18 protein-coding genes and 1 pseudogene are annotated in these 21,399 nt (G+C 62.9%); 10 read left to right on the top strand and 9 right to left on the bottom strand.

Going from position 1 to position 21,399, the window contains the following annotated elements:
- Positions 1 to 17: 17 nt before the first annotated feature.
- Positions 18 to 1,184 (bottom strand): ABC transporter ATP-binding protein, encoded by a 1,167-nt coding sequence (locus HDG37_RS30815; protein WP_184054260.1) that lies wholly within the window; start codon positions 1,182 to 1,184, stop codon positions 18 to 20.
- 193 nt (positions 1,185 to 1,377) lie between these two features.
- Between HDG37_RS30815 and HDG37_RS30810 the strand changes: the two genes are divergently transcribed.
- A complete protein-coding gene (locus tag HDG37_RS30810; protein WP_184054257.1) occupies positions 1,378 to 2,421 on the top strand; it encodes a LacI family DNA-binding transcriptional regulator in 1,044 nt (347 codons plus the stop codon).
- Between the two features lie 671 nt (positions 2,422 to 3,092).
- Here HDG37_RS30810 and HDG37_RS30805 read toward each other — a convergent pair.
- Positions 3,093 to 6,206 (bottom strand): transglycosylase domain-containing protein, encoded by a 3,114-nt coding sequence (locus tag HDG37_RS30805; RefSeq protein ID WP_184054255.1) that lies wholly within the window; start codon positions 6,204 to 6,206, stop codon positions 3,093 to 3,095.
- A gap of 309 nt (positions 6,207 to 6,515) precedes the next feature.
- Positions 6,516 to 7,454 (bottom strand): LysR family transcriptional regulator, encoded by a 939-nt coding sequence (locus tag HDG37_RS30800; RefSeq protein ID WP_184054253.1) that lies wholly within the window; start codon positions 7,452 to 7,454, stop codon positions 6,516 to 6,518.
- A 159-nt stretch (positions 7,455 to 7,613) separates the two neighbouring features.
- Between HDG37_RS30800 and HDG37_RS30795 the strand changes: the two genes are divergently transcribed.
- From HDG37_RS30795 to HDG37_RS30785, 3 genes are all read left to right on the top strand, one after another.
- Complete coding sequence (locus HDG37_RS30795) at positions 7,614 to 8,546, top strand: dihydrodipicolinate synthase family protein (RefSeq protein ID WP_184054251.1); 933 nt, start codon at positions 7,614 to 7,616, stop codon at positions 8,544 to 8,546.
- 89 nt (positions 8,547 to 8,635) lie between these two features.
- Positions 8,636 to 9,925, top strand: coding sequence for an FAD-binding oxidoreductase (locus HDG37_RS30790; RefSeq protein WP_184054249.1), 1,290 nt, complete (start codon positions 8,636 to 8,638; stop codon positions 9,923 to 9,925).
- A gap of 105 nt (positions 9,926 to 10,030) precedes the next feature.
- Positions 10,031 to 10,771, top strand: a complete 741-nt coding sequence (locus HDG37_RS30785) for a TetR/AcrR family transcriptional regulator (protein ID WP_184054247.1) — start codon at positions 10,031 to 10,033, stop codon at positions 10,769 to 10,771.
- 215 nt (positions 10,772 to 10,986) lie between these two features.
- Here HDG37_RS30785 and HDG37_RS30780 read toward each other — a convergent pair whose 3' ends face one another.
- Genes HDG37_RS30780 through aroQ form a run of 3 tightly spaced genes read right to left on the bottom strand, consistent with a single transcriptional unit; the run spans position 10,987 to position 13,831 of the window.
- Positions 10,987 to 12,378, bottom strand: coding sequence for an MFS transporter (locus tag HDG37_RS30780; protein WP_090806913.1), 1,392 nt, complete (start codon positions 12,376 to 12,378; stop codon positions 10,987 to 10,989).
- A 50-nt stretch (positions 12,379 to 12,428) separates the two neighbouring features.
- Entirely contained in the window at positions 12,429 to 13,379 is a 951-nt protein-coding gene (locus tag HDG37_RS30775; RefSeq protein ID WP_184054245.1) for a shikimate dehydrogenase, read from the bottom strand.
- Positions 13,376 to 13,831, bottom strand: a complete 456-nt coding sequence (gene aroQ / locus HDG37_RS30770) for a type II 3-dehydroquinate dehydratase (RefSeq protein ID WP_184054243.1) — start codon at positions 13,829 to 13,831, stop codon at positions 13,376 to 13,378. Before aroQ ends, HDG37_RS30775 begins: the two co-directional genes overlap by 4 nt.
- Before the next feature lie 319 nt (positions 13,832 to 14,150).
- Here aroQ and HDG37_RS30765 point away from each other — a divergent pair, with 319 nt between their 5' ends.
- The 4 genes from HDG37_RS30765 (at position 14,151) to HDG37_RS30750 (ending at position 17,676) form a co-directional block, all read left to right on the top strand.
- Positions 14,151 to 16,043: a bifunctional sugar phosphate isomerase/epimerase/4-hydroxyphenylpyruvate dioxygenase family protein gene (locus HDG37_RS30765; RefSeq protein WP_184054241.1), complete on the top strand. Its 1,893-nt coding sequence runs from the start codon at positions 14,151 to 14,153 to the stop codon at positions 16,041 to 16,043.
- A gap of 168 nt (positions 16,044 to 16,211) precedes the next feature.
- A complete protein-coding gene (locus tag HDG37_RS30760; RefSeq protein ID WP_090806920.1) occupies positions 16,212 to 16,544 on the top strand; it encodes a hypothetical protein in 333 nt (110 codons plus the stop codon).
- 153 nt (positions 16,545 to 16,697) lie between these two features.
- The gene (locus HDG37_RS30755) at positions 16,698 to 16,952 is read left to right on the top strand and encodes a hypothetical protein (RefSeq protein WP_184054239.1); all 255 of its coding nucleotides are present in this window, start codon (positions 16,698 to 16,700) and stop codon (positions 16,950 to 16,952) included.
- 244 nt (positions 16,953 to 17,196) lie between these two features.
- Positions 17,197 to 17,676 (top strand): DUF2778 domain-containing protein, encoded by a 480-nt coding sequence (locus HDG37_RS30750; RefSeq protein WP_184054237.1) that lies wholly within the window; start codon positions 17,197 to 17,199, stop codon positions 17,674 to 17,676.
- A 308-nt stretch (positions 17,677 to 17,984) separates the two neighbouring features.
- Here HDG37_RS30750 and HDG37_RS30745 read toward each other — a convergent pair.
- Positions 17,985 to 18,192, bottom strand: a pseudogene (locus HDG37_RS30745) (hypothetical protein); the annotation flags it as partial.
- Between the two features lie 263 nt (positions 18,193 to 18,455).
- Here HDG37_RS30745 and HDG37_RS30740 point away from each other — a divergent pair.
- Positions 18,456 to 19,010, top strand: coding sequence for a DUF6932 family protein (locus tag HDG37_RS30740; RefSeq protein WP_184054235.1), 555 nt, complete (start codon positions 18,456 to 18,458; stop codon positions 19,008 to 19,010).
- A gap of 8 nt (positions 19,011 to 19,018) precedes the next feature.
- Complete coding sequence (locus HDG37_RS30735) at positions 19,019 to 19,993, top strand: hypothetical protein (protein WP_184054233.1); 975 nt, start codon at positions 19,019 to 19,021, stop codon at positions 19,991 to 19,993.
- Between the two features lie 374 nt (positions 19,994 to 20,367).
- On the opposite strand, the gene HDG37_RS39665 is transcribed toward HDG37_RS30735, so the two are convergent.
- A complete protein-coding gene (locus tag HDG37_RS39665) occupies positions 20,368 to 20,490 on the bottom strand; it encodes a hypothetical protein (RefSeq protein WP_260335160.1) in 123 nt (40 codons plus the stop codon).
- A 17-nt stretch (positions 20,491 to 20,507) separates the two neighbouring features.
- On the bottom strand, positions 20,508 to 21,275 hold the full coding sequence (locus HDG37_RS30730) for an AraC family transcriptional regulator (protein ID WP_090806925.1): 768 nt from the start codon (positions 21,273 to 21,275) through the stop codon (positions 20,508 to 20,510).
- Positions 21,276 to 21,399 lie beyond the last annotated feature (124 nt).

Below are 21,399 nucleotides of genomic sequence, written 5' to 3'. Positions count from 1 at the left end.
TATGTCCCCAGTGTTTTTCAAGCGTAGTGTTCGACGGATTCGAGCGACGCGGCCGCGAAACCGTCCTCGGTAAACAGATGACAGGCCGTGCGCGACACCCGCAGGCTCGCGCGATCGCCTGGAGCGAGGCGCGTGTTGCCGGGCGCCTTGGCGATCAGAACGGCGCCGCCGGGTTGATCGAGGTGCACGTAGCTGTGTTCGCCAAGCTGCTCGACGAGCGATACGGTGCGCGCGAGCACGCCGTCTTGCGACGCGGCCGCATTCGTCGTGGCCGATGCATCGACGAACTCGAGATGCTCGGGACGCACGCCGAGCGTGACCGGCTGCGCCGGCTGCAATCCGGCGCCGCCGACCGGCACGCGCACTTTCTCGCCGGTGTGATCGAGCGTGACGAGCACGCCCTGCGCATCGAGTGACGCCACCTTGCCCGGCAGGAAATTCATTCGCGGCGAGCCGATAAAGCCGGCCACGAAGCGGCTTTTCGGGCGGTGATACAGCTCGAGCGGCGCGCCGATTTGCGCGATGCTGCCGTAACGCTCGGTGTCCTTGCCCGAATGCAGCAGCACGATCTTGTCGGCGAGCGTCATCGCTTCGATCTGATCGTGCGTCACGTAGACCACGCTCGCCTTCGCAAACTGCTTATGCAGACGCGCGATTTCGACGCGCGTTTGTCCGCGCAAGGTTGCATCGAGATTGGACAGCGGTTCGTCGAACAGAAACACGCCGGGCTCGCGAACGATCGCGCGGCCGATCGCGACGCGCTGCCGCTGCCCGCCCGACAGCGCCTTCGGCTTGCGCTCGAGCAGTGCCTCGAGTTGCAGGATGCGCGCGGCTTCACGCACCTTGCGCTCGATTTCATCCTTCGGGGTCTTCGCGAGTTTCAGGCCGAACGCCATGTTCTCGAACACGCTCATGTGCGGAAACAGCGCATAGCTCTGGAACACCATCGCTACGCCACGCTGCGCGGCCGGCACGTCGTTGACGATCTTCCCGCCAATCGACAGGTCGCCGTCGGTCACATCCTCGAGCCCGGCGATCATGCGCAACAGCGTTGACTTGCCGCAACCCGACGGGCCGAGAAACACGCAGAACTCGTTTTCGCCGATGTCCAGATCGACGTTGCGAATCACCGGCGCACCGTCGCCATACGCCTTCTGCACGCCTCGTAACGAAATGCTCGCCATTGCATCGACTCCGTGATTTAATCGGCGCGAAGTCGGAGATTAAGCGCTTAATCAGCATGACCAAAAAATCGATCGCAAGGCGATCGTTGGTCTGTCTCCGATATCGTTTTGTACGTTGGTTCGAGGACAGATGTTGCCGCGCCTCGCGCCGCGACGCAAATGTCGGACAGCCATCCCAAATACTGACCATATCATGCCCACACTCAGCGAAGTCGCGCGTCATGCCGGCGTCACGCCAGCGACGGTGTCCAACGTGCTGCGCAAGCGCGGCCGCGTTGGCGAAACGACCCGGCAACGCGTGCTCGAGGCAGTCGCGGCGCTCGGCTATCGCCCGCATCTCGCCGCACGCGCGCTCGCCGAGGGCCGCGCGCCGACGCTCGCGCTGATGGTGTCGAGCATCGCGAATCCGTTCTATCCGGAGTTCGCGCTCGCGGTCGAACGCGCTGCGCGCACGAGCGGCCACTTCGTGATCATCTGCAATACCAACGACGATCCGCTAAGCGGCCGCGCGTACCTCGACCAGATCGCCGGCACCTTGTCCGAAGGCGTGCTCGTGACCAACGCGAACCTCGATTTCGCCGATCTGCACAAGACCGAAGCGCGCGGCACGCCGGTCGTGCTGTGCATGTGGGAGCGGCCCACCGAGCCGCCCGGGCTGCCGTGCGTCGCGGTCGATTTCCGGCTGGCCGGCAAGCTGGCCGGCGAGCATCTGCTCGAACTCGGGCATCGGCGCTTTGGTGCGATCGTCGGCAGCAAGGCGTCGGGCATTCACGCGGCGCGCTTCGAAGGTTTCGTCGACGCGTTGCGCGCGGCCGGTGTGACGAGAAATCGCGTGCGGCACGCGGCCGACACGATCCACGGCGGCTACCTGGCGGCCCGCGCGCTGCTCGAAGCCGATCCGCAACTCAGCGCGATCTTCGCGACCAACGATTTGCCTGCGCTCGGCGCGATGCACGCGGCCGCGGATCTCGGCCTGCGCGTGCCGGACGATCTGTCCGTGATCGGCATCACCGACATCCAGCTCGCGCGCGAGTCGCGCCCCGCACTGACGACGGTGGCGGTGCCGACGGTCGAGGTCGCCGGACTTGCAGTGGAACTGCTGCGCGAGCTGATCGAGACTTCGTACGGACAGCCGGGACGCGTCGAGCGGGACATGCCGGCGCCCGTGCCGATGCGGATTTCGTCCGAGCCGAAACTGGTCGTGCGCGCATCGACGACCGCACCGCGTTCGCGTTGATGTGGCGGTTACAGCCGCGCCGCAACGTTGCAGTTCGTAGCAGTTGGACCAGGCTCGGCCAGCTTGCCGCGCGTCAACTCTCGCGTGACGAGGCCGGCGCGCACCGACCGCCAACGCAATGCAGGCCAATCCCGCGGAAACCGTCGCGAACGCGACGTTCGCCCACAAATGTCCGACCCGGGTCGACAGCAGCGCTATGCCGACCGCCGGCAACGAGTTGCCGGTGTACTAGCAGAGCAGATACGCCGATAGCAATTCGGCGCGTTGGTCCGTGGGCGCGATCCGGTTGATCTCCTGCGAGCGCCGCCAACGCCGCGGTGACCAGAAAGTCGTCGCTGCCACCAGTGCGAAGGCATGGGTCTCTCCGAAAGGTTCGCATTCTGTCGACGCGAGCATGCGCTGTTCCGCCGCAACCTCTCGCAAACGTTCAGCGCCCACTGAAAAAGCGCGTTACGCACCTCGAATTGCGTTGAAAAACCATCGCTGACATTTCAACCCGATTTCAGACGGGCCAGGACTTTCCCCAAGCCGAGAAGCGCCGCTTCGCACTGCAGCACAGCGCGAAAGCGTTACGACACAAGGCTTTCAGCCTGCACGCGGTTCGCGGCGCGGCGAATTTCCGCGTTCACATTTCCTTGATGAGCGGTCGCGCGCCTGCTGTGGTGAGCGATTCACTGCGCGGCAACGTTCGTCGCCGCAGGCGTCGATCCCGCCGGCGCCGCCGTCACCGTTTTCTGAACCGGCTTGTCGAGCAACGGCTGCAACGCCGGTGCCATCGACTTCAGCAGCTGCACCGCCAGCGCACTCGTGAAGTCGTAACGCGCGGCATACGGCTCGTGCACCCACGCGGTCAAGGTGCCGTAGAAGCGGTCGCCGAGCGCGAACACGAAGGTCGCGCTGCGATTCACCTTGCGCGACTCGATCAACCGCGCGCCCTTCGCGTACACGTTCAAGCGCTGATCGCCGGTGCCGGTCTTGCCATAGACTTCGAGCGTTTCGCCGTCCGGGAACGTCATGCCTTGCGCGAGACGCCTCGCGGTGCCACCCGTCACGACGTCGCGCAACAGCATCCGCACCTCCCCGGCAATCTCCGGCGACACCTGCTGCTGCGGCGCGACCACCGCGCGCCTGAAATGCGTTTCGTACGGCGTATCTTTCGCGAAGTCGATTTGCGTCAGCGTTTCGGTCGGCACCATGTTGCCGCCGTTCGCGATCACGCCGATCAGTTGCGCGAGCGCCGCCGGACGATCGCCCGACGCGCCGATCGCCGCCGCATACGACGGCGTCAGCGACGCGAACGGATAGCCGAGCGCCTGCCAAGATTTGCCGATCGCGTCGTAGGCGCGCAGCTCGACCATGCGCTTGATGCGGTGATCCTGGGTCACGTGATAGCGCGTCTTGAAGAGCCACGAGTAAGTCGACAGGCGCACGTCCTGGCTCGCGGCTTCGATCTGCGCAAGCGTCGCATCCGGATGCGAGCGCAGGTAGTTCAGCGTCCATAGTTCGAGCGGATGCACACTCGAAATATAGCCGCGGTCGTTCAGGTTGAAGCGGTTGATGCCGTACTTGTCGTACAGATTCGCGAGATCTTCGTCGTCGAGCATCGAAGCCGCCGGCGTGTTCTTCAGCGCCGCGTACATCATCCTGTTGAACCACGCGTTCGATTGATCCGGCGCGACGCTGCGCAACGCGGTCGCCACTTTCGGGGGCGACTTGCGCACCCCGAGCAGCAATAGCGTGATCTGCTGATCAGGCGTCTTGCCGTGGTACTTCGTGTAGAAACGCTTCATGTACACGCGGCTTTCCTGATCGGCGAAACGTGTCAGGTACATCTTGCGGGTCGCCGGATCGCCGAGCCATTGCGACGACGGCCCGGTGGTCTGCACCATTTCATAGTGCACGATATCGCGCATCAGCCGCACGAACACGAGGTTCACCGAATGCTGGAACGCGCGATGCACGGTCAGGATGCGGCTGTTGTCGTCGGACTCGAAGTTCGTGAAGGTCTGCGCGCCGCCGCCCGTAAAGAACGTTTCGCCCGGGCTCGCCGAGTATTTACGCTCGACGGCGGCGTCGAGCATAGGCTGCAGCGAATGGTCGCGCGTGTGCAGCAGATAGTCGATCGCCCAGCGCGTCAGCCGATCGTTCGGATCGGGCGTGATCGCCTTCAGCTCGGCATTGCTCAGCGATGCGTAACGTGTGTGCAAATCGGTGACGATCTGCAGATACGTGATGACGGTGCGCAGTTTCGCGGTCGAGCCGAGGTTCAGGCGCGCGCCGGAATTGATGTCGAACGGCTGGTTCACGCTATCGGTCTGCACGCGCACGAGGTTCGCGTCGCCGTGCCGCTCGAACAGCGTGAAGCTGTAGGCGATATGCGACGGATCGTCGGACCCGCGCAACATTTCGTAGCCGACGAGACCCGCGGCCTTCGCGCCGTCTTTCGTCGCGGCGGCGGCGAGGCGCTCGGCAACGGCCTGTTGCACGTCATTGTTCAGCGTGCCTGTCGCCTGCACGTCGAGGCGGTCCAGTTCATAGAAACTACGCACGCCGAGCGCGGCGAGCAGATGCGAGCGCATCGACGTGACGGCCTTGCGCGACACGAACGAACCGAGATCCGGTGTGCTGCGCGGCGCGCGATGCAGTTCGACGTGCGCCGCCAGCGCCGCGTCGCGCAACTGCTCGGTGATCACGCCGCCACTCGCGAGCAGCCGCATGTAGCTGTCGGTCAGCCGTTCGAGCTCGGGATAGCCGCGCTGCAGAAAAAACGACGGCGCGCGCTGCGCGATCATCAGCGACAGCACTTCGCGAAACGCCAGACCCTGGTCGGGCAGATTTGCATCGGTCGACGGCGCCTTCAGCAGCCGGTTGGTCTCGCGGAAATCGCGCCCATACCAGGCGGCGAGCCCATCGCCGATACCGTTGATTTCGCCGACGCCGGGCTGCGCGGCAAGCGGCACCGAGTTCAGATAATGGACCACGATCTGTTCGCGCGCGGGCAGCGTTTGCGGTCCGTTCAGATAAGCGCGCACCGACGCCGACGCGATTTGTCGCAGCTTTTCCGGCGGCGTCGCGGTGCGGCCCCCCGCCGAGTGACGGAATTTCTCGATCTGCGTCGCGAGCGTGCTGCCGCCGGGCGTCTGCTGATGACGATTGAACACGCGCGCGCCCTGGTCGACGAGCGCGCGGCTGAAGCGCCCCCAGTCGATCGCCGGATTGCGGTTCGGCTGATCCGGATCGAGCAGATAGCGGTCTTCGATGAACAGCAGCGAGTTCACCACGAGCGGCGGAATCGCGCCGAAGCTGTCGTACACGCGAACGGGAAACTGAGCGCTGTATAGCGGCACGCCGGTGCCGTCGAACAATTGCAGGCCGGCCGTGTCTTTTTCGTCGTAAGGCAGGAACAGGCCGTCATCGGCTAATGAAAGCATGCGTTCTGAGTCGCGCGCCTGCGAGCTGATTTCGAAGCCATGTTGCAACAGACGCTGCTGGATAGCCGGCAACAGCGCGTAGCCGAGGCGCGCGTCGTACGGGCCCTTGTCGGCTTGCGGAAAGCGGATGGAAGGACTGGGACCGTCGGCGACCGAAAAAGCGACGTCGCGGGTCAGCTCGGAAAGGTACCGCGCCTGCAGTCGCGAGGTCTCGATCTCGATCTGCACGAGCCGCGCAATCAGCGCCACCGCGAGCAGCAAAAACGCGCCAAGCCCCCATTTGAGCCAACGCCAACTCCGCACGGGCACGGTGCTGGTCGCGCGAAGCGGAAACCGAAGCGGTGGCCGATTCATGGCTGCTCTCCCCGAGCGATGGCCAGGGTGTCGAGCCTGGCTCAGTTCATTCAAACCAGTGTAGCTCGGAACGAGAAACCCTCATCGGTTCGGATTGATGCGACAGTGTCGCGGCTACAACACCTGCTGGCGTCGGATGACAAAACGCGAACCGGCATGAGATATTGAAGCTCTTTTCACACGAATAACAAACCGCCTTTTCGGGCGGTTTTGCCGTTTCTGGCGGGCCTTGCCGAAAGAAAGTCGCTTTTTTGCTGGCATTCTTACCGGCAACCGGACGGACGGCTGAGCGATTTGACTGCGCCGCGCCTAAATTCGCGCTTTCGTCTGTGCATGCAGCAGCGCGATAAACCGTTCCGCCGGCGGCGACAGCACGCCGCCCTTGCGCGTGACGATGCCGAACGTCTGCGATGGCGATTTGAGCCTGACCGGCACGACGCGCAGCATCTTGTGCCGCACGAACGGCCCGGCAATTGCGCTCGGCAGCAGCGAAACGAGTTCGGCGCTGCTTTGCAGCAGTGCAACGGTCACGAACGTGGAAGCCGTCGAAATCGGATTGTCGGGCATGTCGAGGCCGGCGAGATCCATCTCGCGTTCGAGCAGCGCATGCAGCGGCATGTGTGACGGATACATGACCCAGCGATGCCCGGCGAGATCGCGCAACATCATCTCGCGGCGCGGCAACGGCGCATGCTGATAACCGACCACCACCGCCAACGGCTCGTCGCCGAGCGGACGATACTGATACTTCGACGGATCGGCCGCGACCGCCGCTCGGCCGACCACCAGATCGAGCCGCCCGTCGTCGAGCTGCGCGAGCATTCGTGCGCTGGTGTCCTCGACCACTTCGATCGACAGACCCGGTTGCGCCGCATGCAATTGATTCAGCGCGGGCACCACGCAGTCGGGAATCGCACCCATGATCGCGCCGAGCGCGAGCCGCCCGCCGCGCCCCGAACGAATTTCGGCGACGTCCTGGCAGAGCGCGGTGAGGTCCGACGTCACGACGCGCGCATATCGGATCACGCAATGACCGAGCTGGTTCGGGATCATGCCGCTTTTCGAGCGCTCGAAAAGCGGCGCGTCGAGCATCGATTCGAGCTCCTGCAGCGCCTTGCTCGCCGCCGATTGCGTCATCGACATCACGCCGGCCGCTTTGTGCAGCGATTTGTGATCGTCGAGCGCGATCAGCAGATGCAGCTGCTTCATGCGCAGCTTCGACAGCAGGACGTTGAGCGTGTCTTTCATCGGTGGGGTGAGTCTCAAAAGCGATCACGATATGGAAACAATTCAATATACCCGCGAGGCCCAGCGCCGTATAGTTGCCGAAGGAGACATTCATCCAGTTGCGCCGCCCGTTCGCGGGCTCGAGCGCAATCCTTCCATCCCCGTACGGACCACATCGCCATGAGCCAAGCGTCACACTCTCCCGCCCTGCGCGGCGTCTTCCCCGTCGTGCCGACGATCTTCGACGACGCCGGGCGTCTCGACCTCGAAGGCCAGAAGCGCTGCCTCGATTTCATGATCGACGCCGGCTCGAACGGCCTGTGCATTCTCGCGAACTTCTCCGAGCAGTTCGCGCTGTCCGACGACGAGCGCGACACACTGATGCATCTCGCGCTCGAACACGTCGCGGGCCGCGTGCCGGTGATCGTCACGACCACGCACTTCAGCTCGTACCAGTGCGCGGAGCGCAGCCGCGCAGCGCAGGCCGCGGGCGCCGCGATGGTGATGGTCATGCCGCCGTATCACGGCGCGACGATCCGCATCGGCGAGCGCGGCGTCTACGAGTTCTATCGTACGGTGTCCGATGCCATCCAGATTCCGATCATGATCCAGGACGCGCCGGTCAGCGGCACGCCGTTGTCCGCGCCGTTCCTCGCTCGCATGGCGCGCGAGATCGACAACGTGTCGTACTTCAAGATCGAAACGCCGCAGGCCGCGAACAAGCTGCGCGAGCTGATCGAACTGGGCGGCGACGCGATCGTCGGTCCGTGGGACGGCGAGGAAGCAATCACGCTGATGGCCGACCTCGATGCGGGCGCGACGGGCTCGATGACGGGCGGCGGTTATGCCGATGGCATCCGCCTGATCGTCGACGCCTATGCGGCCGGTGATACCGAGGCCGCCGCCGCGCACTATCAGCAGTGGCTGCCGCTGATCAACTACGAGAATCGCCAGGGCGGCCTCGCATCGTGCAAGGCGCTGATGAAGGAAGGCGGCGTGATCGGTTCGGACGCGGTGCGTCACCCGCTGCCGCAGATGCATCCGGCGACGCGCGAAGGACTGTTGAAGATCGCACGCCGGCTCGATCCGCTGGTGTTGCGCTGGGGTCGATAACGCAGAACGAAGCGCGGCGGGGCGCCTGTCGACGTGTGGGCTCACGCGGGCTGGACGGGCACACGCGATTGCCGCTAACCTAGGGCCCCATGCAAAGTTTCTACGAAGCCACCGTCACCCGCTCCTCCGCCTGCGCGCCGCTCAACGGCCGACGCAGCGCGCACGTCTGCATCGTCGGCGGCGGACTTGCGGGACTCTCCACCGCGCTGGGACTCGCCGAACGCGGCGTCGAAGACGTCGTCGTGCTCGAGGCGCAGCAGGTCGGCTTCGGCGCATCGGGACGCAACGGCGGCTTCGTGTTCGGCGGCTACAGCCTCGATTGCGCCGACCTGCTGAAGACGCTCGGGCCGACTCGCGCGCGCGAACTCTATGCGCTGACCACCGACGCGGTCGAGCTGATGCGCAAGCGAATTGCGCGCTATCGGATCGATTGCGACGCGACCGATGCCGGCGTGATCCTCGCGAACTGGTTCGACGAACCTGCGCGTCTCGAAGCCCAACGGCGTCTGATGCGCGATTCGTTCGGCGTCGACTGGGAACCGATCGCTGCCAACCAACTCGCCGCGCAACTGAAAACGAGCCGCTATCACGGCGGCCTGTTCGAGCGCAACGCGTTCCATTTTCATCCGCTCAAGTACGTTGTCGGCGTCGCCGCGGCGGCCGCGCAAGCGGGCGTGACGATACACGAGCGCTCGCCGGCCGTCAGCTTGCGGCGCGACGGCGCGGGCTTCGTCGTCGAGACGCCGCAAGGTGCGCTCGACGCGCGTCACGTCGTGATGGCGGGCGGCGGCTATGCACGCAACGTGTACGCGCGCGTCGAGCGCGCGGTGCTGCCTATCGCCACCTACGTGATGGCAACGGAGCCGCTCGGCGAACGCTTGCACGACGCAATCGCCACACGCGCCGCGATCTATGACACCCGCTTCGCGTTCGACTACTACCGCCCGTTGCCCGACACCCGCATCCTGTGGGGCGGCCGCATCTCCGTGCGCGACCGCGAGCCCGAGGCGATCGCGCGTCTGTTGCGACAGGACCTGCTGAAGGTCTATCCGCAGCTGCGCGACGTGCGCATCGAGCACGCATGGGGCGGCCTGATGAGCTACGCGCGACACAAGATGCCGCAGATCGGCCAAAGCACGGACGGCGTCTGGTACGCGGTCGGTTTCGGCGGACACGGCATGGCGCCGACCACGCTGTCGGGCGAACTGCTGGCCGCGGCTATCTCCGGTGAACGGCCGGTGCCCGACGCGTTCGCGACCTTCGGCCTCACGCGCACGTACGGCGCGCTCGGTCTCGCGGCCGCGCAGCTCACGTACACCGCGATGCAAACACGCGACGCACTCGCCGCGCGCCGCCGGCCCACGCGCCCGGTCGCGTAAGCGCCACGCAAGCTCCTTCGAGATGCCTTCGTCGATGCCCGGGACCCACGCCAGAGGCCCGTTTCGCCATGCTAGAATGCGCCGTCACTGCCGCTCGAAACCACAATGAAAAAGGGAAGCAAGGCCGCCGAGCCTGATACCAACGGCATCGTGTCTGGCACGCCGCACGCTGGCGCGCGACGTACCGGCGCCAGGCGTACCGACGTCCCGCGTGTGGACGCCCCACGCAAATACGATCCCGAGCAGACTAAGCGCAACATCCTCGACGTCGCGACCCAGGAGTTCTCCGCGATGGGGCTGACGGGTGCCCGCGTCGACGCGATCGCGGAACGCACGAACACCACCAAGCGCATGCTGTACTACTACTTCGGCAGCAAGGAAGGGTTGTACCAGGCGGTGCTGGAAAAGGTATATGGAGACATTCGCGCGCTCGAACAGGACCTGCACATCAGCGAACTCGATCCGGTCGAAGGCATGCGCGCGCTGGTCGAATTCACGTTCGACTACCACGACCGCCAGCGCGATTTCGTGCGCCTCGTGACGATCGAAAACATTCACGGCGCGAAGTACGTCGAGCAGGTCAAGACGTTCAAAGGACGCAACGTCACCGTGATTCACACGATCGAGGATCTGCTCGCGCGCGGCATCGCGGCGGGCCAGTTCCGCAGCGACATCGATCCGATCGATCTGCATCTGATGATCAGCTCGCTGTGTTTCCATCGCGTGGGCAACCGGCATACGTTCGGCACCGCGTTTGGGCGCGATCCGTCGCATCCGCGGCTGCGGGCGCGGCATCGGGCGATGATCGTCGATGCGATCTTGCGGTTCGTGAAGAAGGACGATTGACGCCGGTTGCGCGGCGACCGGCTGAAATGGAAACGGGATGTGGTGAAAGCCACATCCCGTTTTTTATCGCTTCGAGAAACGCAGCGCGTTCAGCGGCTTACTGCCCCGGCAAACCGGTGACGGCAGTCGACGTGGTTGCCGCCGCACCGCGACGACAACCGGGGATTCGAATGAAACTACGACCGTCACATGAAGTGACGGCTCAGCGGGAAGACTCAATCCACCAGCACGATCCGCTTGATATCGCCGACGACGAAGATATACGACAGCGCGCCGATCAACGCGATGACACCGATAAACACCAGCGCGCCCACGAACGAACCGGTCGCCGCGACGATCAGGCCCACCACGAGCGGCGTCACGATACCCGCCAGGTTCGCGGCGAAGTTGAAGATGCCGCCGGTCACGCCGAGCAAGCCCTCGGGCGCGATATCCGACACCAGCGTCCAGCCGAGCGCGGCCATGCCCTGCGCGAAGAACGCCACCGACAGAATCGCGATCACCACGACGTTGCTCTCGACATAGTTGGCGAGAATGATCGTCGAGGCGAGCAGCAGACCCGCGATGATTGGTAGCTTGCGCGCGACGTTCGGCGATTTGCCACGGCGCAGCAGCCAGTCGGAGAACACGCCGCCGAACATCACGCCGATCGAAGCCGCGATGAACGGCATGATCGCGAAGAAGCCGATCTTCAGCCACGCCATATGACGTTCGGTGGCGAGATACGTCGGGAACCACGTGAGGAAGAACACCAGCGTCGAATTGCCCGCGAACTGGCCGAGGCAGATGCCGGTCAACTGGCGATGCTTGAGCAGCTGGCCAATCGTGCCCCATTGGAAGCCGCTCTTCTTCGATGCCGCCGTATCCGCTGCACCCGCGGCTGCACCCGCGGCCGCACCCGCGACATCCTTGTTGCGCTGCGTGAGACCGCCGCCCGCCTCGATATAGTCGAGTTCTTCCTGATTCGCCGACGGATGATCGCGCGGCTCGCGATACAGCAGCCACCACACCACGCCGAACGCGATACCGACGCCGCCGACCACGAGGAACAGCGAGCGCCAGCCGAATGCGCCCATCAGCATGAACAGGAACGGGCTGAAAAACGCGAGGCCGATATATTCGCCGACCGTGTAGGTGCCGGTCGCCATCGCGCGCTCGCTTTGCGGAAACCACGTGGCGACCACGCGGCTATTGGTCGGAAAGCATGGCGCCTCCGAAACGCCAAGGCCGAGACGGAAGGCGAACAGCCCGCCGATGCTCCCCACGAGCCCTTGCGCGAGCGTGCAGAGCGACCAGAACGTCATCGACAGGAAGTATGTGAGCTTGCTGCCGAAGCGGTCGAGAAACAGGCCGCCCGGAATCTGCGAGGCCACGTAGCTCCACGAAAACACGGAGAACAGCAGGCCCATCAGCGCGGCGTTGATGCCGAGCTCCTTCGTCAGCTGCGGTGCCGCGATGCCGAGCACGGTGCGGTCGAGATAGTTGATCATCGTGCCGACCGCGAGCAGCGCGAGGATCTTGTAACGGGCTTTCGAACGGCGCGCGGGGCTCGCCGCCTTGTTCTGCGCGGGCGAGCCCGCGGAGCTGGATTGGAACGATTGCGTCATGGCGTGCTTGTCTCCTCGATCAGCTTGGGTGCCGGTCTCTACGCGGCCGGTTAGCGTTGCAACAACGATTGAAAGTGGGTGTAGACGCGCTCGGCGTCCGGCTCGAGGCCCGTGAAAATACGCATGGCGTCGACCGCCTGGTAGACCGCCATGCCGCCGCCACTCAGCGTGCGGCAGCCAAGCGCCTCGGCCGCCTGCAGCAGCGCGGTGCGAATCGGGAAATAGACGATGTCGGCGACCCACAGGTCGCGATGCAGCAATTCGGCCGGCAGCGGCAGGCCCGGCATTTTAGCCATACCGGTCGGGGTAGCGTGAATCAGGCCTTGCGCGACGCAGAGCGAATCTTCGAGCGACGTGCCCGCGCTGACCTTGGCTTTCGGGAAACGCGCCTGCAACTCGTCGGCGAGCGACTGCGCGCGGGCGGCATCGACGTCGAACAGCGTCAGCGACTGCGCGCCCATGTTCAGCGCCGCATGCGCGACCGCCGCGCCGGCGCCGCCGGCGCCAAGCTGCACGACGCGTTCCAGCGACACGTCCGGCAGGCCGCGCTGGAACGCACGCGCGAAGCCTGACCAGTCGGTGTTGTGACCGATACGCTTGCCGTCCTTGAACAGCACGGTGTTGACCGCGCCGAGCGCGCGGGCGTCGTCGGACAGTTCGTCGAGCAGCGGAATCACCGCCTGCTTGCACGGATACGTGATGTTCAGGCCGTTGTAACCCATCCGTTCGGCCGCCGTCAGCAGCTCCGGCAGCGCGGCGGTGTCGAGTTTCTGCGCATCGAGATCGATGCGTCGATAGACATAGTGCAGTCCGAGCTTGCTGCCCTCTTCCTCGTGCATCGCGGGCGTGAGCGAACCGCTGATGCCCGAGCCGATCAGGCCGACCAGAAAGGAGTGGGGAGTGGCCCGCAAGCTCGCCTGCGCATTGGCCAACGCGGCGATCTGAGCGTCGGTCCGGGAATTTCCCCGAGTGTTCGCTTGATTGTTCGCTTGAGTGTTCATTTCGCCGCCCTATTCTTAAGAATCGTCGCCATCCGTTCCAGCGCGAGCACATAGCCCTGCGTGCCGCAGCCGACGATGATCGCGTCCGCCACCGCCGACACGTACGAGTGATGCCGGAACGCTTCGCGCCGATGCACGTTCGAGATATGCACCTCGATGACGGGCTTTTCGATCGCGCTCAATGCGTCGGCGATCGCGACCGACGTATGGGTGTAAGCGGCCGGATTGATCACGATGCCGTCGACCTTGGTGCGCGCCGCGTGCAGCCAGTCGATCAGCTGATGCTCGGCGTTCGACTGGCAGAAGTCGATCGCGAGGTCGAGGCGCTCGCCCGCGTCGCGGCACAGATTCGCGACGTCGTCGAGCGTTTGCGCGCCATAGATGGCCGGCTCGCGCGTGCCGAGCAGATTGAGGTTCGGTCCGTTCAGGACCAGTACGGAGGCAAAGCTCATGACAACGACTCCCGCAAAATAAGGTGCGACTCGAACCGCGGCACCCGCGGCGGTTCTTCGACGCATGGCGAAGTGTGCGCGCATCGGCCGTCGTCGTCATTCGGGGTTTCTACGAATTTGTACCATCTAGTTAGTTTGTATAGACTATCGAAACTCCCGGGTAGTGTGGGGTATTCTGGCCTGCGTCTTGCTTCAGTGCGTAACGAACTAGCTCATTTTTGCGCATTGCAGCAAGCCCGGCAGGCCGCGCCTCCAGGCGCGCCGCCGCGGTTTTTCTCTGAGTTTCCCCCTCGTTTGTCCGTTTTTGCAGGAGCCGTTCATGCAACGCTCGATTGCCACCGTGTCGATTAGCGGCACCCTCGTCGAGAAGCTGAGCGCGATCCGCGCGGCGGGCTTCGAAGGTGTCGAAATCTTCGAGAACGACCTGCTGTATTTCGACGGCTCGCCCGCCGACGTGCGCCGCATCGCCGCCGACCTCGGCCTGAAGATCATGCTGTTCCAGCCGTTTCGCGATTTCGACGGCGTCAGTCCCGAACGGCTCGAGCGTAATCTCGACCGCGCGAAGCGCAAGTTCGACGTAATGCACGAGCTAGGCACGGACCGCATCCTCGTGTGCAGCAACGTGTCGCCGGACACGATCTGCAACGACTCGCTGATGATCGACCAGTTGGGCGCGCTCGCCCGCGCGGCCGAAGCGGCTGGCGTGGTCGCCGGTTACGAAGCGCTCGCCTGGGGCAGGCACGTAAAGACCTATCGCCACGCGTGGAAGCTTGTCGACGCAGTGAATCATCCGAATCTCGGGCTCGTGCTCGACAGCTTTCATACGCTGTCGCTGAACGACACGCCCGACGCGATCGCCGACATTCCTGGCGAGCGCATCGCGTTCGTGCAGATCGCGGACGCGCCGAAGCTTGCGATGGACGTGCTCGAATGGAGCCGCCACTACCGCTGCTTCCCCGGCCAGGGCGACTTCGATCTCGCGAACTTCACCGCGCAGGTCGTCAAAGCTGGCTACAAGGGCCCGCTTTCGCTGGAAATCTTCAACGACGGCTTTCGCGCCGCCCCCACCACGATCACGGCCGCCGATGGCCATCGCTCATTGTTGTTCCTCGAAGAGCAAACTCGCGCGCTGCTCGAAGAGCAACAGCAGCCGCGCAAGACGACAGGCGGCCTGTACCGCTCGCCCGCCGCGCCCGCGCACGTCGGCTATCAGTTCCTCGAATTCGCGGTCGATCACACCACGCGCACGCAGCTCGCCGACTGGCTCGGCAAGCTGCGCTTTCGCCAGGCCGGCCAGCATCGCTCGAAGGACGTAACGCTGTATCAGCACGGCGCGGCCTCGATCGTGCTGAACGCCGAGCCCGATTCGTTCGCGAACGCGTTTTTTCAGCAGCATGGTTTGTCGCTGTGCGCATCGGCGTTTCGTGTCGATGACGCGAGCCACGCATTCGAGCGCGCGGCCGGCTTTGGCTACGCGCCGTTCTCCGGCCAGATCGGGCCGAACGAGCGCGTGCTGCCGGCCGTGCAGGCGCCGGATGGCAGCCTCAACTATTTCGTCGACGAAACGCCCGATCAGCCCACGCTGTTCGAGGCCGATTTCGTGCTGACCGACGTCAACGGCCCGACCGAGGTGGGACCGCTCGAGCGCATCGATCACGTGTGTCTGTCGGTGCCGGCGAGTGCGCTCGATACGTGGGTGCTGTTTCTGCGCACCGCGTTCGGCTTCCTGGCCGAGCCGGGGGTGCTCGTTCCCGATCCGTACGGCCTCGTGCGCAGCCGCGCGCTGCGCAGCCCCGACGGCTCGGTGCGGATCGCGCTGAATGCATCGGTGGATCGCCATACGGCGGTGGCCGAGGCGCTGCACACGTATCACGGCTCCGGACTGAACCACGTCGCGTTCAGTACCGGCGACATCTTCAGTGCTCTCCCCGAGTTCGTCGCCGACGGCGTGCCGATCCTGCGCATTCCGCGCAATTACTACGACGACCTCGCGGCCCGCTTCGCGCTGTCCGACACGCTGCTCGAAGCGATGCGCGCGAACAATATCCTGTACGACCGCGACGAACGCGGCGGCGAGTTTTTCCACGCTTATACGGAGCAACTCGACCAGCGCTTCTTCCTCGAGATCGTCGAGCGGCGCGGCGGCTATGACGGCTACGGCGCGGCCAATGCGGCGGTGCGGCTCGCGGCGCAGGCGCAGCGGCGCAAGTAACGGGCGGACACCGGAGGCACGACGGCGGCTTCGTCATTGGAACTCGCCGCGTCGATACGGATTTCGTCTTTTCAGGCAGGCGACCTGCGTCCCCGATCGGGGCAGGCTCGCCGTCTCGATATAATGGCGCCTGCTCAGCCGAATCGCCGAATCAACGCCAGGAGAGATATGAAGAAGTTCGCTGCAGTCCTGTCCCTTTCGCTGCTGCTCAGCGCTTGCGCGTATTTCCAGAAAGACCCGGATTCCGGCGAACCCGTCACGGACACGACGACACAGCGTTCCGTCGACGACGTGGTCGCCTGTCTGACGCAGATGGCCAATCATCACAACGCCGCGTTCAAGTCGACCGGGATCCCGCAGGGTCAGATGCTCGACTTCGGCGACTCGAACGTCGTCAAGGTACGCAGCGACAACGGCGCGACAACTTACCGTTTCTATGCGGGCAAGCGTCATGTAAGCAACCTGTGGATCGAATCGGCAAGCAAAACCTGCGCGCCGTAAGGCTTTGTGGCGCATAAAGGCGAAGTTGCAGGCGCCGGAATCTGATCCATTGCAACGTTCATGTCACGGTGTTACAGGACAATGGAGTCTTAAGAATCGTTTAAGACTTCGTCCGCAAGATCCCCGGACATGTCCCCGTACCAGGTGCGCTCCATGAACCAGCCCGAACCGAACACCAACGACACACCGGCCAAACGGCCTACTATCCTGCGCCGTCTGTTGAGCCATCACGAACTTGCGACGCTGCTGCTGCTGCTGCACGCGCCGATCGATGCATCCGCAAAACCCGAAATTCCGCAGCTTTACGAAGCAGGTCTCGTCGAGACCGTTTCGAACGATGCGGGCACGCCGCATATCCGTCTGACGTCCGAGGGTAATGCGGTGTTGCGAGGGCTTGGGGTGAAGTAAGCAGATCGGCTCGCGACCCGGTCATCTGAGGCCGCGTCAGCGCTTTGCGTTGACGCGGCTTTTTTCTATTCAGGCACAGCCATTGAGCGTGGCCTACGTTGTTGGCGATAGATCAGACCGCCGCGCTTCTGCATCAGCTTCGTAGACATGCGAGGCATCTTTAAGAACGCTCCGATTGTCTGGCACCGACGTACACGCAATAGTCATTGCTCCGCCACCTCAGGGAATTCTGGAGCAAAAACCAATGACTGTAAGCTGTACCTTCGAGTTCAATCGGAAAGAAACTTCACGATTCGTCTGTTCAGGCTTTGGCGCGGTCGAGGCCTATTCAGGTCAGAGAGCCGGCAGGGACAATCCCGACAATGTCGCGGATGTGGATGTCGGCCCGATACCTCCCGGCACGTACTACCTGATTGACCGCCAATCCGGCGGACGCATCGGGGGACTAAGGGACTTTATCGGTGAACACTTCGGAAGTAGTGATCGGCACAAATGGTTCACGCTGTGGAATCCTCACGGCGGCGACGTGACGATGATTCAAGGCATCCGGCGGGGTCAATTCCGCCTTCATCCCGAAGGGTCGAGGCATCTAAGCCAAGGTTGCATTACCGTAAAAGATCTGGCTGGCTTTGAGCGGCTGCAGCGCTATATCCGTCGGACTTCGCCAACGCTGCCAATACCAGGAACTAACATGCGAGCTTACGGGCGAGTAGAAGTGCGATGAGATACGCCCGATTGCTTCGATGGTGCATCAGTGCACTTGGGATATGGGTCGCATTGGGCACTGCATTCGCATGGGGCACGCAACAACTATCGTTCCAGATACCGTTATGGTTTGCCGGGTCCGTTCGATGGCTACTGCGTTGCCTATATCCCAATTGGGAGCCCGACGCCTACGATGTCGAAGCTTGGGGCAACTTTGTGCTGATTGTTTCGGGATATATCGTCGCCATCGCATTGGTAGTGCCGGCCAGCGTCATCGCATGGCGGCGAGCACGTTCGTGACAATGGAATTCGGCGGCGTCAAGCCTTTCAAGCCTGCCACACCCCATACCCCGCTTCCGATCGCCAGTTCCACCTCCATATCCTGTGCTCCGCGGTAAGGCATCGGGTTGAACACTTCGTACAGTTCGGGCATCGGAGGCAAGCCGTAGTCGCGCACGTAACAGTTGGCCTAAACGCCCGCCTTGTGCCGATCGAAGCGCAAGTCCGGATCGGGCCCCGTCATGCCGACGTACATGGCTTGTCAAAACGTACCGAATATAAACTAAGGCAAATTCGCTCAAAACCCCTGTCGAACAAGGGTTTAGGACTTAATTCGGAGGATTTGGGAGGTCTGTCAGCGGCCATCGAAAGGCTTGCGACTGGACACGGCCAGTTACGGTTATTTCGTTAGACCAAACCCCGACTGGCCAGATACAATTCGCGGGCCGCGTTGAGGCGCCGAGCTCCCGGCATCTGCGGACAGCGAACAACAGAAATCCGACGAGACGGAGTACATTCGTGTTACCAGGATTCAATGCATCGCTTGTTTTGCCGCCCTTCGCGGGTGAATCGCCTACTGATCGCGCTACCGGATCGCCGTACTACGCCAGTATGGCGGAGGTCGTTTTTCGATTCGGCGCATCGGAAGAGCGCCGAAAGATCCTTCGTGGCCTGTTGGCGTATCGTTCCGAATTGCGAGCCGCAGGATTCGTGCACGGCTTTCAGTGGCTGGACGGCAGCTTTTGTGAAGACGTTGAAAGGATGCGGGGACGGCCGCCAGGTGATATCGACGTCGTTACATACGCTTATAGGCCCGAGCATCTACAAGACAGTGACATGTTCTATGAGTGGTTCGAAAAAAATGAGGCGCTGTTTAATCCTTGGGGGTTGAAAGCCCGTCTTCACTGCGAGGTGTTCTTCATCGATATGCAAAAACCCGCTCACTATCTCGTCGACGATGTGCGCTATTGGTACGGCCTGTTCTCGCATCAACGGGAGACCTTTCTTTGGAAGGGAATGGTATGGGTGGGGCTCGAGTCTAATGACGATGACGCGTTGGTTCTTTTGGGATAGGAGAAGCAATGCTCAAAAAACTGAAAATGGACGCGCTTGCAGCGGATCTGTCTTCTGTGAACGCGCTCTTGGCTTCCCGTTCGTCTAGAGACGACCCTACCGGTGTTTATCAGTTCAGGATGAGGAAGGCAGAACTGGAACGACAGTTAGAAGAGACTCGAGCGTCTTATAACCCTCATGCTTCGGTTGCGATTTTCTTTGGTGGCGAGCCCGTACAAGGATCTCGTGGCATCAATGCCGACTTCGCCGGGGGTGCGTTAGATGACGTGCAGGAGCTGATTCGTAAATGTTTGGCGGCTCGAGAGTTGGGTGCGCTCAGCGAGCGTGGTCGCGTACCGCTGAAAGGTAATGCGCAGCTTGTCGTCACTGACGTGGCACGTGGATCGTTTGGCTTCGTACTAGAGGAAGCCGGGGACGATGGCGCGATGATTGATACCGTTCTCAAAGACGTAGTCGACGAGGTTGCCGAACTCTTAGGGCAGATTTCGTCTGCGAGCGAGGCAGAGTTTCAAAGCGCGACGGAGGCGTTGGACGGGCGAATTCTGCTGTCCTTGCGCAAATTCTTCAAGCGCCTCGACGACAGTGAGGCGACGGTCCGATTGGTTGAGGACGAGCGTGACGTTCTACTTGATCGAATTGCGGTCAACCGAGCGAGGGCGCGCACAGAGGCGATCGAAATTGATGAGAGTGGGCAGGAGTTTCAGGGCGCACTTTTCTTGCTGCCAGACTCGAAGCGATTCGAGCTCCACACTTCGAAAGATGGTGACGCTGCGACGCTGAGTGGGCCTGTTAGTCGGGATGTTCTGCGTCAACTAGCTGGGGAGGCGGAACTGGGTCAACCACCCATAAATCCTCGCGAAATTTCGCGCACGGACTGGCGCGTACTCGTCAAGGTACGGGAGATAAGGGAGCGCGGACGAACTGCACGAACAGCATTTACGTTAGTTAGACTGATCGCACCGTGTTCATCAGCTGCGAATTAGCCTAGCCGGCGTCATGTCTATGCGCTATAAGATCGGCGAGATGGAACAGTTCGAAGTTTTTTCTCAGCTTTGCGCAATTTCTGCGGTCGTCGTCTGATTGTCGCCTCGACGTGAGCAAAGACGGAATCGAGCCGATCTTTCGCCGTGCTGGCAGAAGGCCTAATGCTGCTTCGGCAGCGTTCAATATTGTGCGGTACACCTACGTAGCAGATCGGACTCTCCAGGTCCGGAAATGAGAGCGAGCAATCAAGGCAGCGAATTTGCCGGCTGCTGCTCATCCAGTAGTGAACCTCACGAGAAAGTGGCGCATCGTCGGCAGTTGATCACGATGCGCCGCTCGCACTCGGCAACGCACAACCTCGGCGCATCAAGCTCTATCTATCGTAACTGTTGTCGAAACGGTAATCAGGATTCGCGCGACGAAAGCGCGTCTCGTTCCACACCTTGTCGTCGAGCGCGACGACGTACACGTAGTAGTGATGCGCGCGACCCGCCATGACACGCCCGACGCCGTTCAGCCGCGCAGCGTACCGTGCAGCAACATCCGGTATTCGGTCGGTGTGACGCCGACGGTCGCCTTGAATTGCCGTGTGAACGCGCTGTGATCGGTGTAGCCGCAACGCGCGGCGACGTCGGTGACCTTGTCGTGCGACACCAGCAGAGCGGTCGCCGCATCGAGTCGCGTTTTCAGGAGCACCTGGCGCGGCGTCAGATGAAACACCTTGTGAAAGTAGCGCTCCAGCTGCGCGACCGACATGTCCGCCATCGCCGCAAGCTGCTTCAGGTTCAGCGGCTGCACGTAATTCTGCTGGATCGACTGCACGACGGCGGCAAGCCGGCTGTAGGCCGGATGGCTGCTTTCGTCGGCTTTCAGATCGCGGGAGATGCCGGCGAGGCCGACCACCTTGCCGGTCGCATCGCGCAACGGCTGTTTGCAGGTCAGGCACCAGCCCGGTTGACGGCCCGGATACAGATGCAGTTCGAGCTGATCGAGCATCTGGTTGCCGACGCCGATGATCGCCTTGTCCTGCGCGGTATAGATGCGCCCGAAGCGGCGCGGAAACACGTCTTCCGCGGTCTTGCCGAGCAGCGCGGCCTTTTCCTTGAAGCCGCAACGCGAAGCGAGCGTGCGGTTGACGAGCGCATACCGCGCGTCGGCGTCCTTGACGAAGAACACGACGTCCGGCATTGCATCGAATACCGGCTCGAGCAACCTGAAATGCGACAGCATGCCGGACAGCGTCGTATCGTCAGTTTCGAGCGGATGCGCCAGCGTGTTCATCATGCGGTTCCGTGGGTGCGTGCCTGGTTGATTGCGTTAGGTTGCGTTCGCGGATCGCTGCGCCGGTGCGGCCGGGCAGCCTGCTCGTGCGGTTGATTGCGGTCGATTATAGAGCCGCGCGTCG

Origin of the sequence: Paraburkholderia sp. MM5384-R2, from assembly GCF_014201025.1 — a bacterium.
GTDB classification, from domain to species: Bacteria; Pseudomonadota; Gammaproteobacteria; order Burkholderiales; family Burkholderiaceae; genus Paraburkholderia; species Paraburkholderia tuberum.
This window is presented reverse-complemented; position numbering and strand designations above follow the sequence as displayed.